General features: G+C 54.5%; 12 protein-coding genes. 7 read left to right on the plus strand and 5 right to left on the minus strand.

Features of this window, described 5'->3' with window-relative positions:
• Positions 1–129: 129 nt before the first annotated feature.
• Positions 130–1,587, plus strand: a complete 1,458-nt coding sequence (locus BLR64_RS17315) for an amidase family protein (RefSeq protein ID WP_090716042.1) — start codon at positions 130–132, stop codon at positions 1,585–1,587.
• Positions 1,588–1,604: 17 nt separating this feature from the next.
• Here the strand turns inward: BLR64_RS17315 and BLR64_RS17320 are convergent, their stop codons facing one another.
• Positions 1,605–1,925: a YciI family protein gene (locus BLR64_RS17320; protein ID WP_208607193.1), complete on the minus strand. Its 321-nt coding sequence runs from the start codon at positions 1,923–1,925 to the stop codon at positions 1,605–1,607.
• A gap of 36 nt (positions 1,926–1,961) precedes the next feature.
• Entirely contained in the window at positions 1,962–2,519 is a 558-nt protein-coding gene (locus tag BLR64_RS17325; protein ID WP_090716044.1) for an SLOG family protein, read from the minus strand.
• A gap of 181 nt (positions 2,520–2,700) precedes the next feature.
• On the opposite strand from BLR64_RS17325, the gene BLR64_RS17330 reads away from it, so the two are divergent.
• The 4 genes from BLR64_RS17330 (at position 2,701) to BLR64_RS17345 (ending at position 7,538) form a co-directional block, all read left to right on the plus strand.
• Entirely contained in the window at positions 2,701–3,411 is a 711-nt protein-coding gene (locus BLR64_RS17330) for a hypothetical protein (protein ID WP_090716045.1), read from the plus strand.
• Between the two features lie 146 nt (positions 3,412–3,557).
• Entirely contained in the window at positions 3,558–5,225 is a 1,668-nt protein-coding gene (locus BLR64_RS17335) for a spore germination protein (protein WP_090716047.1), read from the plus strand.
• Between the two features lie 26 nt (positions 5,226–5,251).
• Positions 5,252–6,355 carry a GerAB/ArcD/ProY family transporter gene (locus BLR64_RS17340; RefSeq protein ID WP_090716049.1) on the plus strand — a complete coding sequence of 368 codons (1,104 nt, stop codon included), beginning with the start codon at positions 5,252–5,254 and terminating at the stop codon, positions 6,353–6,355.
• A complete protein-coding gene (locus BLR64_RS17345) occupies positions 6,348–7,538 on the plus strand; it encodes a Ger(x)C family spore germination protein (protein WP_090716050.1) in 1,191 nt (396 codons plus the stop codon). Before BLR64_RS17340 ends, BLR64_RS17345 begins: the two co-directional genes overlap by 8 nt.
• A 97-nt stretch (positions 7,539–7,635) precedes the next feature.
• Here the strand turns inward: BLR64_RS17345 and BLR64_RS17350 are convergent, their stop codons facing one another.
• Positions 7,636–9,666 carry a beta-galactosidase gene (locus tag BLR64_RS17350; protein WP_090716051.1) on the minus strand — a complete coding sequence of 677 codons (2,031 nt, stop codon included), beginning with the start codon at positions 9,664–9,666 and terminating at the stop codon, positions 7,636–7,638.
• A 120-nt stretch (positions 9,667–9,786) separates the two neighbouring features.
• Between BLR64_RS17350 and BLR64_RS17355 the strand changes: the two genes are divergently transcribed.
• Positions 9,787–10,623, plus strand: coding sequence for an AraC family transcriptional regulator (locus tag BLR64_RS17355; protein WP_090716053.1), 837 nt, complete (start codon positions 9,787–9,789; stop codon positions 10,621–10,623).
• 643 nt (positions 10,624–11,266) lie between these two features.
• Here BLR64_RS17355 and BLR64_RS17360 read toward each other — a convergent pair.
• Positions 11,267–12,184 carry a LysR family transcriptional regulator gene (locus tag BLR64_RS17360; RefSeq protein ID WP_090716054.1) on the minus strand — a complete coding sequence of 306 codons (918 nt, stop codon included), beginning with the start codon at positions 12,182–12,184 and terminating at the stop codon, positions 11,267–11,269.
• 344 nt (positions 12,185–12,528) lie between these two features.
• On the opposite strand from BLR64_RS17360, the gene BLR64_RS17365 reads away from it, so the two are divergent.
• Complete coding sequence (locus BLR64_RS17365) at positions 12,529–12,756, plus strand: hypothetical protein (protein WP_090716055.1); 228 nt, start codon at positions 12,529–12,531, stop codon at positions 12,754–12,756.
• 309 nt (positions 12,757–13,065) lie between these two features.
• On the opposite strand, the gene BLR64_RS17370 is transcribed toward BLR64_RS17365, so the two are convergent.
• Positions 13,066–15,195 (minus strand): beta-galactosidase, encoded by a 2,130-nt coding sequence (locus tag BLR64_RS17370; RefSeq protein WP_244157746.1) that lies wholly within the window; start codon positions 15,193–15,195, stop codon positions 13,066–13,068.
• Positions 15,196–15,349: the final 154 nt, after the last annotated feature.

The raw sequence follows: 15,349 nt of genomic DNA on the forward strand, positions 1-15,349 counted from the left end.
GGGATTATACACCAAAATTGGGCTGACCGCCGTTACAAAACTGCAATTCACTCTATCTACACGCTGAAATCTATGGTTAGATGAAGGGAAGACCAACCAATCCAAAGAGAGAAAGAAGCGTGGACCCGCATGAGTTTTGAAATTGTAGAGGCTACCATTCCGGAAATTCAAACCGCACTTGCCGCCGGAGAAATCACTTCACGGCAGCTGGTTCTCATGTATTACGAGCGCATTGCCGAGCATGACAAAAACGGCCTGACGATTAACTCTGTGCTGGAGCTCAATCCGGATGCGCTGTTTATCGCCGAAGCTTTGGATAGGGAACGTACGCTGCAGGGGCCGCGGGGCCCGATGCACGGTATTCCGGTCTTGCTCAAGGACAACATCAATACAGGGGATAAAATGCATACCAGCGCCGGATCGCTGGCGCTTGCGGATTCCTTTGCCGGCGAGGATGCCTTCATTGTGCAGAAGCTGCGTGAAGCCGGAGCTATTATTATGGGCAAAGCGAACATGACGGAGTTCGCCAACTTTATGACAAACGGCATGCCCTCAGGCTACAGCTCGCGCGGCGGACAGGTGCTGAATCCCTATAATATCTCCACACCGACCGGCGGCTCCAGCGCCGGATCCGCTGTCGCCGTTGCCTGCAATTTCTGCACGGTGTCCGTGGGTACTGAAACATCGGGGTCGATCCTTAATCCCGCCAATCTCGGCTCGATCGTAGGCATCAAGCCGACTGTCGGCCTGCTCAGCCGTTCCGGCATTCTGCCGCTGTCGAACACACAGGATACGGCCGGCCCGATGGGCAGAACCGTGCGCGATGCTGTACTGCTGCTGAACGCCATGCTGGGACGGGATGACAGCGATGCTGCAATGGGGACAAGCACCGGCAGGGTGCATGAGGACTATACCGCTTTTCTTGATCCTGACGGGCTGAAAGGGGCGCGGATCGGGATTCCGCGGGATTATTATTTTGAAGAGCTGACGGAAGAACAGCTGGCGCTCTTCAACGCTTCTGTAGCGAAGATGCGCGAGCTTGGGGCAATCATTATTGATCCGGCTGATATCAGAACCGCGCGCGAGATTAAATATTCCTCTGTAGTATTGAATGAATTCAAAACCTCTCTGAACGCCTATCTGGCCAAGCTCGGACCCGGCGCTAAGATGCGGACGCTGAAGGACATTATCGACTTCAATCATGCCCATCCGCAGGAGACCCTGCGCTATGGACAATCAACCCTGATTGATGCCGAATATACCTCCTCAGGCACATTGACGGAGCCGAATTACCTGCGCGACCGGGCCACCGATCTGCAGCTCTGCAAAGAGCTGGGGATCGACGCAACCATGAAAGAGCACCAGCTGGATGCGCTGCTCTTCCCGGCCGATTTTGGCGCGAGAATTACTTCAAGATCAGGCTACCCCTCTATCGTTGTTCCTTCCGGCTATACCTCGGCCGGCGCCCCGTTCGGAGTAACGTTCTCGGCGCAGGCCTATCAGGAGCCTCTGCTGATCAAGCTGGCCTATGCCTATGAGCAGCACTATAAGGTGCGTAAAGCTCCTTCACTGCGCAGCTTCATTTAAGCCGGCAGCCAATCCGCTTACTCCGCAGCTATGCCCATGTGCCTGTTGCCTGCGTGTGACAGCCCCCAGGTACGCAGCTCATAGCTGCGGATGCCGGTAGTGACATAAGGATCACGTTCAGCAATCCGGACGGCTTCTTCCCGTGAAGCCGCCCGGATAATGACCATGCCGCCGGGATAATCGCTGAACGGGCCGCACAGCACCAGCTGGCCGCTGCGCTCCAGCTCCTGCAGATGCCTTACATGCGCCCGGATAATCTCCATATCCCTGCGGTCCTGCTCCGTGGGACTGAGCAGAATGACATAACAAATATCCTCCTGTGTCTCCATTGCTTCCATACCCGATCCTTCCTCTCTTTTTCCGGTTAAAGGGGACTACTCATAATCACTCCGGCTCTCTTCATCTGCAATATTCTGAATCTCCTCCGCCAGCATCAGATAGAACCCGTAGTCACTCTCCGCATGCAGCTTCAGCGCCCGTTCCTTCATAAATTTGGCACTGCCTTCAGCCGCCTCCTCGTCGTAGAACAGGAGAATGGCATCGCTTTTGCGGAATAGCAGATCATCCCTGGCCCTGAACTGCCAGCTCCCGTCATACGGCGCATTGCTGACCGCCCCGTAGTAATCCGCTCCCGCCACAATCCGCCGGTATTCATTCTGCTTGTCCTCCTTCCACTTCTCCTCCGGATTGGCATGGGCGGTTATGATCCCCAGCTTCAGTTGCGGATACAGCCGTTTCAGCTCCAGCACAACCTCGCAGGCCCAGAGATCCACACCGTATTGTCCGGGCGTGATCACCCAGTCCACACCGTCCTCGATCAGCGGAATGAGCCGATTTTCCAGCGCTTTTTTGATAAAGGGAATGCCCTGATGCTTATTGTCAAAAATCCCGAGCTCATGCGCACGGTAGCCTGTTACCAGTAAAGTTGTCATGTGCTCCTCTTTTCTAAACCAGTTCTCTGTGTTTCCCGCATTCTACCCTTCATTATATAACAATTGTTTCACCGCTTCCCCCGGAGATTACTGTATCTCGACTTTAAGCCGACTTTCAGGAACATCTGCTATAGTAACCACGGATTTCAGTTGAACCTTCCATATTAAAGGAGAATTGGACATGAAAAAGCACATGCCTTACAGGCTGGCCACCGGCCTGATTGCCGCTGTTCTGCTGGCAGGCTGCAGCCCAGGGAGCGGAAACACAGCCTCCCCCTCTGCCGTCACCCAAAACGCCGGAACCGGATCAAACAGTACTGCCGTTCAGCCTGGAACGGGCGAGCAAAGACCGGACGGCATGAACAGGTCTGGTATGAATATCGGTAAAATCAAAAGCATCAGCGGCAGCACCATCACCCTGTATACCGGGCAAATGCCGGAAGGACGGCCGCAGAATAACGGTGAAGGCGGACAAGGCACCCCGCCGGAGGGCGGCAAGGACGGACAACAAGCTGACGGCCAGCAAGGCACTCCTCCCGCAGGTGGCGCACAAAGCGGTGAAGCCGGCCAGCAAGACGGCAGGCGCCAGGGCGGCATGATGCAAAATTTCTCGGAGGAGACGACTGACATTACCGTCACCGCCGATACGGAGTATGTCTCTGTTACCTATGAGAACGGGCAGCAGAAGGAGACCGAGTTAACCCTTACGGATCTCAAGGCTGATGATGTTATCCAATACACCCTGCAGACCGATACTGCCACAGCAGTGAAAATTACGGTTGGTTCAGGCGGCTTCGGTTTTGGCGGAGGCGGCAGGGGCGGTGCTCCCGGATACGGGAACGGCCAGAGCGGCACTGACAGCTCAGTAGAGGCCGGCTCCGCCGGCAAATAAACCGGCAAAGAGGATGGGATCCTGAAAGGGAGCCAGCCTCTTTTTTTATGCTGCACATATTTTTTAGCAGAAATGACTAAATTGAAGCAGTCTTTGGAAAACTTCATATACACAGCTGTCTACTCCAGAAAAGTCGGGTGATCCCATTGCTTGCTACTATCATGTCCTATATCCCGGGCTGGGCAGTGTTTGGCCAGGCAGGCATTGCCCTGCTGTTCCCCCTTCTCGCAAACATTCTGTATAAAGGACTGTACTCGCTGGTAGGCAGCGGGAGAGCCGTGGAATCACCGGGTACCAAAAATGCCAATCCGTCCAAAGGACAGTCTGCCTCACAGGCTGGCGTTGACCCTGCCCCTGCTCCGCGGGAATTCAGCGGCGACTATGCCGCTGACCTTAGCTATATTAAGAGTACCATCGGCAGAAACTCCGATCTTCATTTCAAAGAATTTACCATGACCCGGGTGCAGCGGCAGGCCGTGCTTATCTTCGTTGACGGGATGCAGGACGACAGGCAGCTGAACCTTCAGATCCTGCAGTATCTGATGAATGAAGCAACAGCCGAGTCCCTGTCGGCTCAAGGGATGTCCGGGCCGGGACTGCCCTTCAGCCAGCTCAGTGAGGCCAGCGATCTGACCCTGTTCAACCAGTCCGTCCTGTTCGGACATGCCGGGCTGCTGGTTGAAGGCCTGCCGCAGGGTCTGTTGATTGAGCCGCCAGCCAGCACTGACCGTACGCTTGGCGAGCCGGTCTCAGAAGCGCTGCTGCGCGGGCCAAGGCTCGGCTTCTCGGAGGTGCTCAGTGTGAACACCTCCATCCTGCGCCGCCAGGGCTTCAATGATCAGCTGGAGATGATCTCGTACCGGGCAGGCACCCGGATACAGAGGGATATTGTCCTGGCCTACATGAAGGACATTGTGAATCCGGAGCTGCTCAAGGAAGTAGAGACACGTATCAGCAAGCTGGATATCGATTTTCTGGCGGAATCCGGATATATCGAGCAGCTGATCGAAGATAACTATCTGAGCCCTTTTCAGCAGGTGCAGAATACTGAACGCCCCGACCGGGTAATCAATGCCCTGCTGGAGGGCAGGATTGCCATTCTGCTGGACGGTACGCCATTCGCGCTGATTGTTCCGGTAACCTTCAGCATGCTGCTCCAGTCGCCTGAGGATTATTATGAGCGCTGGCTGCCCAGCTCTTTGATCCGGATGCTGCGCTTCGCGGCCACTTTTATGGCGCTGATGGCTCCGGCTCTGTATATTTCCTTCATATCCTTTCATCCCGGGCTGATTCCTACTGAGCTTGCACTATCCATTATCGAGACCCGGCAGAACGTTCCCTTTCCGTCCGTGATCGAGGTCCTGATTCTGGAGATTTCCATCGAGATTCTGCGTGAGGCCGGTATCCGGCTGCCCAAGCCGGTCGGACCGGCGATGGGCATCGTCGGCGGTCTGATTATCGGCGACGCCGCTGTAAATGCCGGGATCGTCAGCCCGTTTCTGGTTATTGTTGTCGCAGTCACCGCCATCTCCTCGTTCTCCATCCCGATGTACAGCGCCGGACTTACACTGCGGCTGCTCCGTTTTGTCGGAATGGGCTTTGCTGCGTTTCTGGGGATGTTCGGCACGATCCTGTTCTTCCTGCTAATCTGCAGCCATCTCACCAGGCTGAAAAGCTTCGGTGTGCCTTACCTGACACCAGTATCCCCATTCCGGCTCAGTGACTGGAAGGATCTGTTCTTCCGTTCACCACTCAGCCTTATGAAGCGCAGGCCGGTTATGATGAAGACGCAGAATAGCAGAAGGAAGTCATAAATACCTTGCAAGAGAGGAGCCATGCAATGTTTACCCGTACAGATGACAAAATTACCGCTACACAAGCAGCCGTATTCCTTAATAACACCGTGCTTGGCGCGGGGATTCTGACCCTGCCGCGGGGTGTAAGCGAAGCTGTAAAGACCCCGGATTCCTGGCTGTCTGTCACGCTGGGCGGCATCATTGTGATGGCGGTGGTCACCCTGATGGTAAAGATCAGCCAGCAGTTTCCCGGGAAAACGATTTTCCAGTATGCGGGCAGAATCGTCGGCCGGGTGCCGGGTGCAGTGCTCTGCCTGCTGCTGGTTCTTTATTTTCTGATCCTGGCCGGCTTTGAAATCCGTTCGCTGGCGGAAGTCACGCTGTTCTTCCTTCTGGAGGGCACGCCCATCTGGGCGATTGTCCTGCCTTTTATCTGGGCGGGAACCTACCTCGTTTACGGCGGTATCAACTCCATCGCCAGAGTGTTTCAAATCGTATTCCCGATCAGCATCATGATCTTGATGATCTGCTACGCGCTCAGCTTCCGGCTGTTCGATATCGACAATCTGCGTCCTGTCCTGGGAAACGGGATTATGCCCGTCATCCGCGGCCTGAAGTCAACCGTACTCGTCTACAGCGGCTGCGAGGTTATTCTGACGCTTGTCGCTTTTATGCAGAAGCCGGGGCAGGCAGTAAAAACAATGCTGATCGGCATCGGCATTCCGGTTGGGCTGTATCTTTTGACAGTAGTCATGGTTATCGGCGGGCTCTCCATTGATTCTGTTATTACAAGCACCTGGCCGACGATCGACCTGATCCGCAGCTTTGAAATCAGCGGCTTTCTGTTCGAGCGCATGGAATTTCCGCTGATGGTGATCTGGCTGATGCAAATGTTCTGCAACTTCTGCAGCTTCTTTTTCCAGGCCTCGCTGGGCCTTTCCCAGATATTGAAGCTGAAGGTTCATCCGGTGATCTATATGCTGGTTCCAGTCATTTTCATCTCGGCGATGATTCCAAAAACCGTTAATGAAGTGTTCAGTCTGGGGGATTTCATCGGCAGGATGGGGCTCGTACTGTTTCTGTTGCTGCCCGTGCTGCTCTCCATCATCTGGCTTATCCGCACGAAAGGACTGAAGCAGCATGTATAGGCGTTTGCTTCCGCTTATCCTTTGTCTCTCCCTGCTTGCCGCCACCCAGACCGGATGCTGGAGCAGCAAGGAGATCGAGGATCTGGCGCTTTATACCGGCCTCGCCCTCGATAAGGGAGAGCTGACCAAGGCGGAGCAGGAGCTGGAGGATAAAGGCATCACCTATTCCAAGCAGAACAAGATTACGGCAACGATTCAGGTTATTCCGGTGAAGACTACAGGGAGTAAGGACAAGCAGGGCGGCCAGCAGGGCACGCCTTACCAGAATGTCTCCGGCACCGGGGATTCGTTGCTAGAAATTTTCCGCCAGTACTCCATCCGGAACGAACGTCCGATTGTCGGCCATCATCTTAAGGTCATCGTTATTTCAGCCGAACTGCTGAAGCAGCAGTCGATAGGGCAACTGATGGATTTTGTGCTCCGTGACAATGACATCCGCCCCAGTTCCATGGTTTTTATCAGCCAGGGCCGGGCAGAGGAGACGATGGTCTCCAAACGCAGTGATGAAGTCCCTTCCGTTCATATCCGGCAGATGCTCCGCAACAGGAGCAGAACAAGTAAAGTGCTGAGTCCGATGATTCTGTCTAAACTGGACGCACTCATACACTCCAAGCGGAGTTTTGCGCTGCAGAATCTTGTTACTGCGGATGGCGAGACCGAGTTTGCCGGAGCAGCGGTTGTTAAGGGGGGCACTGGGCATTGGGTCGGCAACCTGAATCAGGAAGACACTGAATGCCTCTCATGGCTGACCGGCAAGGGTGATACCGGCGTCATCAAAGCTTATGACTGGGACAATGAGCCGATGACCTATGAGATGAAAGCGATGAAGAGCAAGATCAAAGCCCGTTCGGACGGGGATAAGATTCGGTTTGAGGTGTCCATCGAGACAGAGGGCCGGCTGATTGAAACGTGGAACACCTCAAGCATCCTTTCATCAGGCGATAATACGGAAAAGGCCGCCAAGCTATTTGAAGAAAAGCTGAAGCAGATGATGGAGCATATGATCAGCAAGCTGCAGCAGGATTATAAGGCTGATGTGGCCGGCTTCGGGGATGCGCTCAGCATCCAGCAGCCCCGGGCATGGAAAAAGGTCGAAGACCACTGGGACGAAGTGTTCAGCCGCGCCCGGATCAGCTTCAAGTATGACCTTAAGATTACGGATTTCGGATCATTTACCGAGTAGTGTTCCGGCTTCAGCGGTCATGTATATAAAAAACCGGCAAGCTTTCGCATCACGAAATTTGCCGGTTTTTTTGTATATTCAAAATCTTAGAATCGTCTTACTTCTTATCGGACAAAATCAGAACACCCCGGCCCGGAACCATGGCCGTGCCGCTATAGGTTTGGCCGGTAAGCAGATCAGTGCGCTCCGCTGTCCCGATATCCGCGCCAAGCTCCTCCTCCTTGTGGTTCAAGAGGAACAGATACGATACGCCGTCCTTCACACGCTGAACGGACTCGATGCCTTCCGGTGCCTTAACCAGCGGCATGATGCCGTTCTCCTCGCACAGGGTCGTGAGGAAGCCATGCAGGAAGCTGGCCTCCGGACTGGAAGCCACATAATAAGCTTTGCCTTCCCCGAAGCTGTTCGCGGTCAATACCGGCATGCCCTTGTAAAAGTCTGATCCGTAGCGGGCCAGCACTTCTGCTCCTTCAGAGTGAATCAGATCACAGAGCAGATTGCAGCTGTAAGTGCCGCTTAATGCTCCCCAGTCACTGCTCATAACGATTTCGTTGCTCATCTCAGGCAGCAGCGCATCGATCTCCTCCGCCCAGATGCCGAGCACCTTGCGCAGCTCTCCCGGATAGCCCCCTACGGTAACCAGATCATTTTCATTGACGATCCCGCTGAAGAAGGTGGTCACGAAGGTCCCGCCTGCCTTGACGAAAGCCTCAACCTTAGCGGCAAAGCCCGGCTTGATCATGTACATTACCGGTGCGATCACCACTTTGTACCTGGACAGATCTTCTTCCACACCGATGATATCGGCCTCAATATTTTGCTGGTAGAGCGCATCATAATATTTATGCACTTCTTTTACATAATCAAGGGCAACGGTCGGTCCGCTCGAGAGGTCAAGCGCCCAGCGGTTCTCCCAGTCATAGATAATCCCGATCTGCGCTGCACTGTTCGCGTCCAGCAGCTCATCGCCAAGCAGCGCAAGCTCCCACCCGAGCTCTGCACATTCACGGAAGACGCGGGTGTGCTCGTGGCCGACATGCTCGATAACGGCACCGTGGTACTTCTCGCAGGCACCGATAGAACGGCGCAGCTGGAAGAACAGCACGGTGTCCGCCCCGCGCGCTACCGCCTGGTAGCTCCACAGACGCATCACGCCCGGGCGCTTGAGCGAGTTGTACGGCATCCAGTTCTGCTGGCTCGGGGTCTGCTCCATCAGCATGAACGGCTGGCCGTTCTTCAATCCGCGCATCAGATCATGCGTCATCGCCGTAAAGCTGACCGGAGTATCAAGCGCCGGATAGTTATCCCAGGAGATCACGTCCATATGCTTGGCCCACTCAAAATAATCCAGCTCCGGATAGAAGCCCATCAGGTTGGTGGTTACCGGAATATTAGGGCTGTGCTCCCGGATGGCCTCCTTTTCCAGCTTGTAGCATTCCAGCAGGCTGTGAGACATGAACCTCCGGTAATCCAGGGAAATACCCTGGAAATTGGTACGGTTCCCGTTCCATTCCTCACTCAGCTCATTCGGCACCACAATTTCTTCCCAGTCATAGAAGACATGTCCCCAGAACTTGGTATTCCATGCCTTGTTCAGTGCGTCCAGCGTGCCGTAACGGTCCTTCAGCCAGACCCGGAAGGCCGCTGCAGACTGCTCGGAATAATCATATCCGCCGTATTCATTGGAGATATGCCAGATCAGCAGCGCCGGATGGTCCTTATAACGTTCAGCCAGCTTGCCGGCGAGCCTGGCCGAATATTTGCGGTATACCGGGCTGTTCGGATTGGAGTTATGGCGTCCGCCGAATTTACGTTTTCTGCCCTGGACATCAACACGGGTCACTTCAGGATAGCGGTGTGCCATCCATGCCGGATGTGCGCCTGTTCCCGTTGCCAGACATACATAAGTTCCATTTTTATATAGCCGGTCCATCAGCTCATCCAGCTCCGAGAAGTCATATGTATCTTCAGAAGGCTGAATCATCGCCCAGGAAAAGACGTTAATCGTCGCTACATCAATCCCGGCCAGCTTAAACATCCGTTCATCCTCTGCCCATACCGGGGCATCCCACTGCTCGGGATTATAATCACCGCCGTACCAGATTTTCGGTAATTTATTGTTGATCACGAATCGCACTTCCTTTATAGTATAAGTATATACTTAGTTTAACCCTTAAACTTACCGCTATAAATATAAAATTCGCGCCATAACATATAATAATATGGCATTACACAGAGGTGACTTCTATTGTTAGCTTCACCCCCGCGCAGAATTGTATTCGCCCGCGAAGGCGGGGAGCATCTGCCAATTACACTGGACAGCATGGGCTATAATCCTGATCAGGAAAAAGTTTCGCGGCCGGACGGCTATTACGTCTATCACTGGCTGCAGACGGCTTCCGGCGAAGGGATTATCCATTTCGAGGACAAGAAGCTCACCCTGTCCGAAGGCAGCGGCATCTTACTGCTGCCAGGCACTCCGCACAGGTATGAGGCGCTATCGTCACAGAACTGGTGCACTTACTATCTCACCTTCGGCGGCAGCTCATCCCGGCACATCCTTGAATCTGCAGGCATGCACAGGAATTCCTTTTACCGCTGGGAGAATGAATCGCCGTTGACCGTAATGCTGCAGGATATGCTGGACCGGCATGATGCTGCTGCAGACATGTTCAGCCTGGGCGTGTCCACCGATGCCTACCGCTTCCTGCTGACGCTTAACAAGTACGGTCACCTGCATAACAATACCTCCATCTCCCGGAATGTCGACAAGCTTCAGCCGCTCCTGAAGTGGATGGACAGCCATTACGGCGATCCGTCTATCGGCCTGTATGATCTTGCTTCACAGCTTGATGTGTCGGGCCGCCATCTTAACAGCCTGTTCCTGCAGACCTTCGGACTTTCTCCTTACGCTTATTTCGTACGCCTGCGGATCCGCAAGAGTAAGGAATTACTGGTCAGCAAGCCGGCTATGACTGTCAAAACCATCTCGCAGCTGGTCGGCTTCCGCGATGTCAGCCACTTCGTAGCCACCTTCCGCAAGCAGTCCGGCACAACACCGGATCAGTTCCGGCGGCTGCACTGACCGGCACTGCGCATATTGAAGTTGGTAAAAAGCAGTGTGCTCCGGGAATTCTGCGAATTCAAAGGCAAAAGTGCCTTTTGTTTCGGGCTGCCCCTGGCAACGGATCACATTCCACGTCCTCAGGTGAGCTCACCTTTAAACAAACAAGCAAGCGCATATCTGCCGAGGCTAGCTGGCCGAATAATTCAAAAACCATTTAGTTGGATTTTCGCCATCTATTTTGATGAAAATTCACTGCCCAGAGTAATTAGGTGGAAATATGCCATCTAATTTAGCCGGAAAGCCTTACTGCAGGCAATTTAGATATAATTAAGTGTGCTTTTTCCATCTATTTTCCCAAAACGATGTTTCGGAAGAATATTAGGTGGTGAAATTCCACTTAATTCTGGGAAGAACACGCTGAGCGGGGGCACTGAGTGAGTTAGCTGATATAAAACACGGTGCATTAACATTGAGCCTTGGGCGAGAGTATTGGGCATTGTAATAGCTCTAACAAACAAATACATAAAACAGGGCACCGCTTTCCCGGATACTCCGGGTGCTGGTGCCCTGTTTCTTTATCTCCGGCTTTCACGGGTTCCGTGAAGCGGAAGTCTGATTACTTAATCAACATCTGCAGGCAGGCCTCAGACAGAGGTCTGTTTCAGGCATCTACCCGTCTGCCCCCGGCAGCAGGGAGCTCATTGCAGAAGACTGCCTCCGGCAGATGCACCTTCAGCACTTCTATGAACTCGCGGAAGGCGCTTGTCATATACAGGTCACGCCGCCGGATGAATACAGTCGGCACCTCTGCATAGCGTTCCGGGAACGGATAGCAGGAAATGCCCTGTGTGATATTCATCCGTCTGAAATAGGAGACCGGCAGCACCGCAAAGCCAATCCCCGCCCTGACGCAGGCCATCAGGCCCTCCATCGTCCCGAACTCCATCACCTTGCCCAGCCGGAGGCCCTCCTCCCTGAGCCAGGCATCCAGCCTCATCCGGTACAGGCACTCCGCATTCAGCATGAGCAGGGTCTGCCCGTGAATGGATTGCAAGTCCTCGTAGTCCATGCTGTCCGGAATGATCAGCCCCAACTGCTCGTTGATAACCAGCTCCTGCACAATCTCCGGATGCTCGACCGGCCCATCCAGGAAGGCGCCCTGGACAGTATGCTGCAGAACAGCGTCGATCAGTTCAGAGGGTCTGCGAATCTGCAGCTGGACCTCAACGTCCGGATAGCAGCTGCGGTAGGCGGAGAGTATGGCAGGCAGCCGGACAGCAGCGGTTGTATCGGAGCCGACCATAATGGAGCCTTTGGGCACCGGCGAATCCAGAACCGCCTGCTGCGCTTCATCCAGCAGCTTGAAGATCCGGACTGTATATTCAAGCAGGGTTTGTCCGGCTGAAGTCAGCGTGATCCCCCGGCTGTGCCGGTAGAACAGCGGTGTCTTCAGCTCCTGCTCCAGCTGTTGAATCCGGGCCGTCACATTCGATTGAACATAGCTCAGACTTTGCGCCGCTTTGGAGATGCTTCCTTCCTCGGCCACTGCCTGAAATACCCTGAGAAGCCCTATATCCATAATCCGTTACTCCCCCTCCAAAAGCAGCCATCACTTGCAGTGATGCCCTCCATCATTTCCCTTCATTATACAAGAAAAGCTGCAGGGAATATGATGGAATTATAAAAGATGACTGCGTTGTCAGACCCAAGCTCCCCAACAAAACTCAAGTCTATGCTTCCGAGGCAAGTTTGCGCAGCCATATCAAGGGAGCGATCCTACAAACTTAAGTCTATGCTTCCGAGGCAAGTTTGCGCAGCCATATCAAGGGAGCGATCCTACAAACTCAAGTCTATGCTTCCGAGGCAAGTTTGCGCAGCCATATCAAGGGAGCGATCCTACAAACTTTTAAGGAGTGAACAAAAATGGATACCAAACGTTGGAGCTTCAAGGTGCCCGGAGGCCAGGAAGGCAGCGAAAAAGCTATTGATATCAGCCGGATCACCACTGTGTATGAATTGCTCGCTATCATGCGCGGTGAAGAGAACGAACAGCCATCCAGCCCCGGCCCGGAAAGACGACCGCCAACAGCTCCTGTTCCCTTTTCCCGCCGCCTCGGCAGCAAAGGCAGAAGACGCCATCCCTCAGCTTAAGCCATGGGTAACCCTCAATAACGTACAGCAGAGATCTATACACTGAAAGTCAGCACAGACGATCTGTGGAAGTTGGCACAGGGCCACCACCTCTGCCCGCTCCCGCAATTCTAACGGACAGTAGCGACCTTATTTACCCGAAAAACATAACTTTATCCGGTTAACGGACCGTAGCGCTCTTATCCCCTTACTTCCAGCCGCATTTGGCAGAAAATCCGGGGAATAGGAGCGCTGGTGTCCGTTAGCCTGCGAAAAAATATGATTTGTACGAAATAAAGGCTGCTCAGTCCGTTAGCTTCGAGCTGGCCGTTACCCTTCCAGCTCCAGAATCTCAACACCGTATGGAGCAAGCAGCAGCAGACCTGAGCGCGTCTCTCCGCTGAATGCGCAGCGGTAATTCTTCTCCAGCGGCACGGCCTGCTCGGTCCGGCTGAGATTCAGCAGGAACAGGAAGCTGCCGTTCTCCCCGCTGCGCACGGAAGCCTGAACGCCGTCCGGCAGGCCGGCGAAGCGCCGGAGCCCGTGCCTGCCGGCCAGACTGCCAAGCAGTCCCGACCAGTAACGCTCCTCGGCATGAGTGCCGAAGTAGTACACCTCGCCTTTGCCGAAGCGGTTAACGGTGATTGCCGGAGTGCCGGCATAGAAATCATCGTTATACCAGGCTATAGGCTCTGCAGTAACCGGAGTCAGCAGATCGCACCACTGGCTGCAGGCAAAGGTATCACTGGCCTCGTCCCGGATTACATGGGCAGCGCCGCCGATTGGATCATATTCATGCACCCAGACTCCGGCAGCGCGGCTCAAAAGGCCCGGCAGCGGCTGCATGACGCACACATTGTCCATGTTCTTCACGCCTGTCCGGTTCGTCAGGATCAGCGTGCCGCCGGCAATTGCGTATTCCTCCAGCTGCGCCGCCAGCTCCTCGCCGAGCAGATACAGGCTTGGCGCAATGACCAGCTTATAGCCGTCCAGCGGCTCCCCCGCACGGATCACATCGCAGCCGATGCCAAGCTTCGTCAGGGCGCGGTGGATCTGCTTGATGTTCTCATAGTAATCGAACCCTTCAGCCTGCGGCTGAATATCCAGTGCCGCCTTCTGCTCATGGGAATGCAGAATCGCCACTTCAGCTTTAAGCACCGTTCCCTTGAGCTTACCGCTAAGCTGGTTCACCTCACTGCACAGCTGTGCAAACTCGGTGAACCTGCGGCCCGGCACATTGCTGTGGTCGATCAGCCCGTGCCAGTACTGCTCGGCACCGGCAATTGCGCTTCTCCAACGGAAATGAACAACCGTGTCCGCCCCCCGGGCGATGCTCTGCCAGGCATAGGCCCGGATGAAGCCGGGATATGGCGTACGCCACATCGGCATCCAGCATCCCGGCGGTCCGCTGAGCTGCTCCATAATCCAGAAGTTGCTCCGCTTGATCCCGCGTGTCACATCCAGCGACAGCGCCCCGCTGTAAGGAGTGGTCGCCTGCTTATCCGGCGACGTATTGGGATAATAATCAAAGGACGCGACATCCAGATCCGCACCGACCGCATACATGTCCAGCCGCTGCGGATAGCTGTGGAAGTTGTGCGTAACGAAATGCCCCGGACATTCAGTGCGCAGAACCTCCAGCTGAGTCTGCTGGAATTTCACCACCGCATCCCACTGGAAACGCTGGAAATCGAGCAGCAGCGAAGGATTCTGGAATTTTGACCCGCCATAAGGCACCGTCAGCTCGTTCCAGTCACTGTACTCACCGCTCCATACCACTGTTCCCCACTCGGCATTTACCCGGTCCAGGCTGCCGTACTTGCCTTGAACCCAGCTGCGGAACGCCGTATTGCAGGCATCGCAATGACAGTCGATCATCCCGAATTCATTGTCGGTCTGCCAGCCGATTACCGCCGGATGTCCGCTGTAATGGCGGGCCAGCTTCTCAACGATACGCGTGCCGTACATACGCAGTGACCCGCTGTTATAGCAGCGGTGTCCGCGCACGCCCGGATGATAGATTTGCCCGTCCGAGAATACCGGCAATACATCAGGATACGCCGTTGTCAGCCAGCGCGGCGGTGTTGCTGTAGGCGTTCCGATGACAACCTGCATACCATAGCGGTGCAGCAGATCGATCGCCCGGTCGAGCCATCCAAACTCAAAGCGCCCTTCTGACGGCTCAAGCCGGCTCCAGGCAAATTCGGCTACCCTGACCACCCGGACGCCGGTTTCCTTCATTAACTTTATGTCCTCTTCCCACAACGACTCATCCCAATGCTCCGGATAATAGTCAACGCCGATCTGGACGTTGCTGTGGTCACTCTTTTCTCCACTAAATTTACCCTGTTCCCTGCTATAGGCACTCTTTTCCTTACTGTATTCACTCAGTCCCCTACTGTAATCACTATTCCCCTTGATGTAACCGCTCTCTTCTTTACCGTAACTGTTCATCCCCATTGACTCGCTCTCCTTTCCTGCATGGTTCCATCTTACCAAAAAGGCGCCCCCGCCTCACATCACTGATGCGAGAGGCGGGAACGCCCCGGCAAATCCACTTGCTTAATCCAACTTTAACGGTCCTTTAAAGGACTCTATATTTAGTTTCCAAAAA

It is taken from the genome of Paenibacillus typhae, from assembly GCF_900099765.1.
GTDB classification, from domain to species: domain Bacteria; phylum Bacillota; class Bacilli; order Paenibacillales; family Paenibacillaceae; genus Paenibacillus_AQ; species Paenibacillus_AQ typhae.

Coding starts and splice junctions, on each gene's coding strand:
- BLR64_RS17315 (WP_090716042.1), top strand. CDS start 130: ATGAGTTTTGAAATTGTAGAGGCTACCATTCCGGAAATTCAAACCGCA.
- BLR64_RS17340 (WP_090716049.1), top strand. CDS start 5,252: ATGTTTACCCGTACAGATGACAAAATTACCGCTACACAAGCAGCCGTA.
- BLR64_RS17320 (WP_208607193.1), bottom strand. CDS start 1,925: ATGGAAGCAATGGAGACACAGGAGGATATTTGTTATGTCATTCTGCTC.
- BLR64_RS17360 (WP_090716054.1), bottom strand. CDS start 12,184: ATGGATATAGGGCTTCTCAGGGTATTTCAGGCAGTGGCCGAGGAAGGA.
- BLR64_RS17325 (WP_090716044.1), bottom strand. CDS start 2,519: ATGACAACTTTACTGGTAACAGGCTACCGTGCGCATGAGCTCGGGATT.
- BLR64_RS17345 (WP_090716050.1), top strand. CDS start 6,348: ATGTATAGGCGTTTGCTTCCGCTTATCCTTTGTCTCTCCCTGCTTGCC.
- BLR64_RS17365 (WP_090716055.1), top strand. CDS start 12,529: ATGGATACCAAACGTTGGAGCTTCAAGGTGCCCGGAGGCCAGGAAGGC.
- BLR64_RS17370 (WP_244157746.1), bottom strand. CDS start 15,195: ATGGGGATGAACAGTTACGGTAAAGAAGAGAGCGGTTACATCAAGGGG.
- BLR64_RS17330 (WP_090716045.1), top strand. CDS start 2,701: ATGAAAAAGCACATGCCTTACAGGCTGGCCACCGGCCTGATTGCCGCT.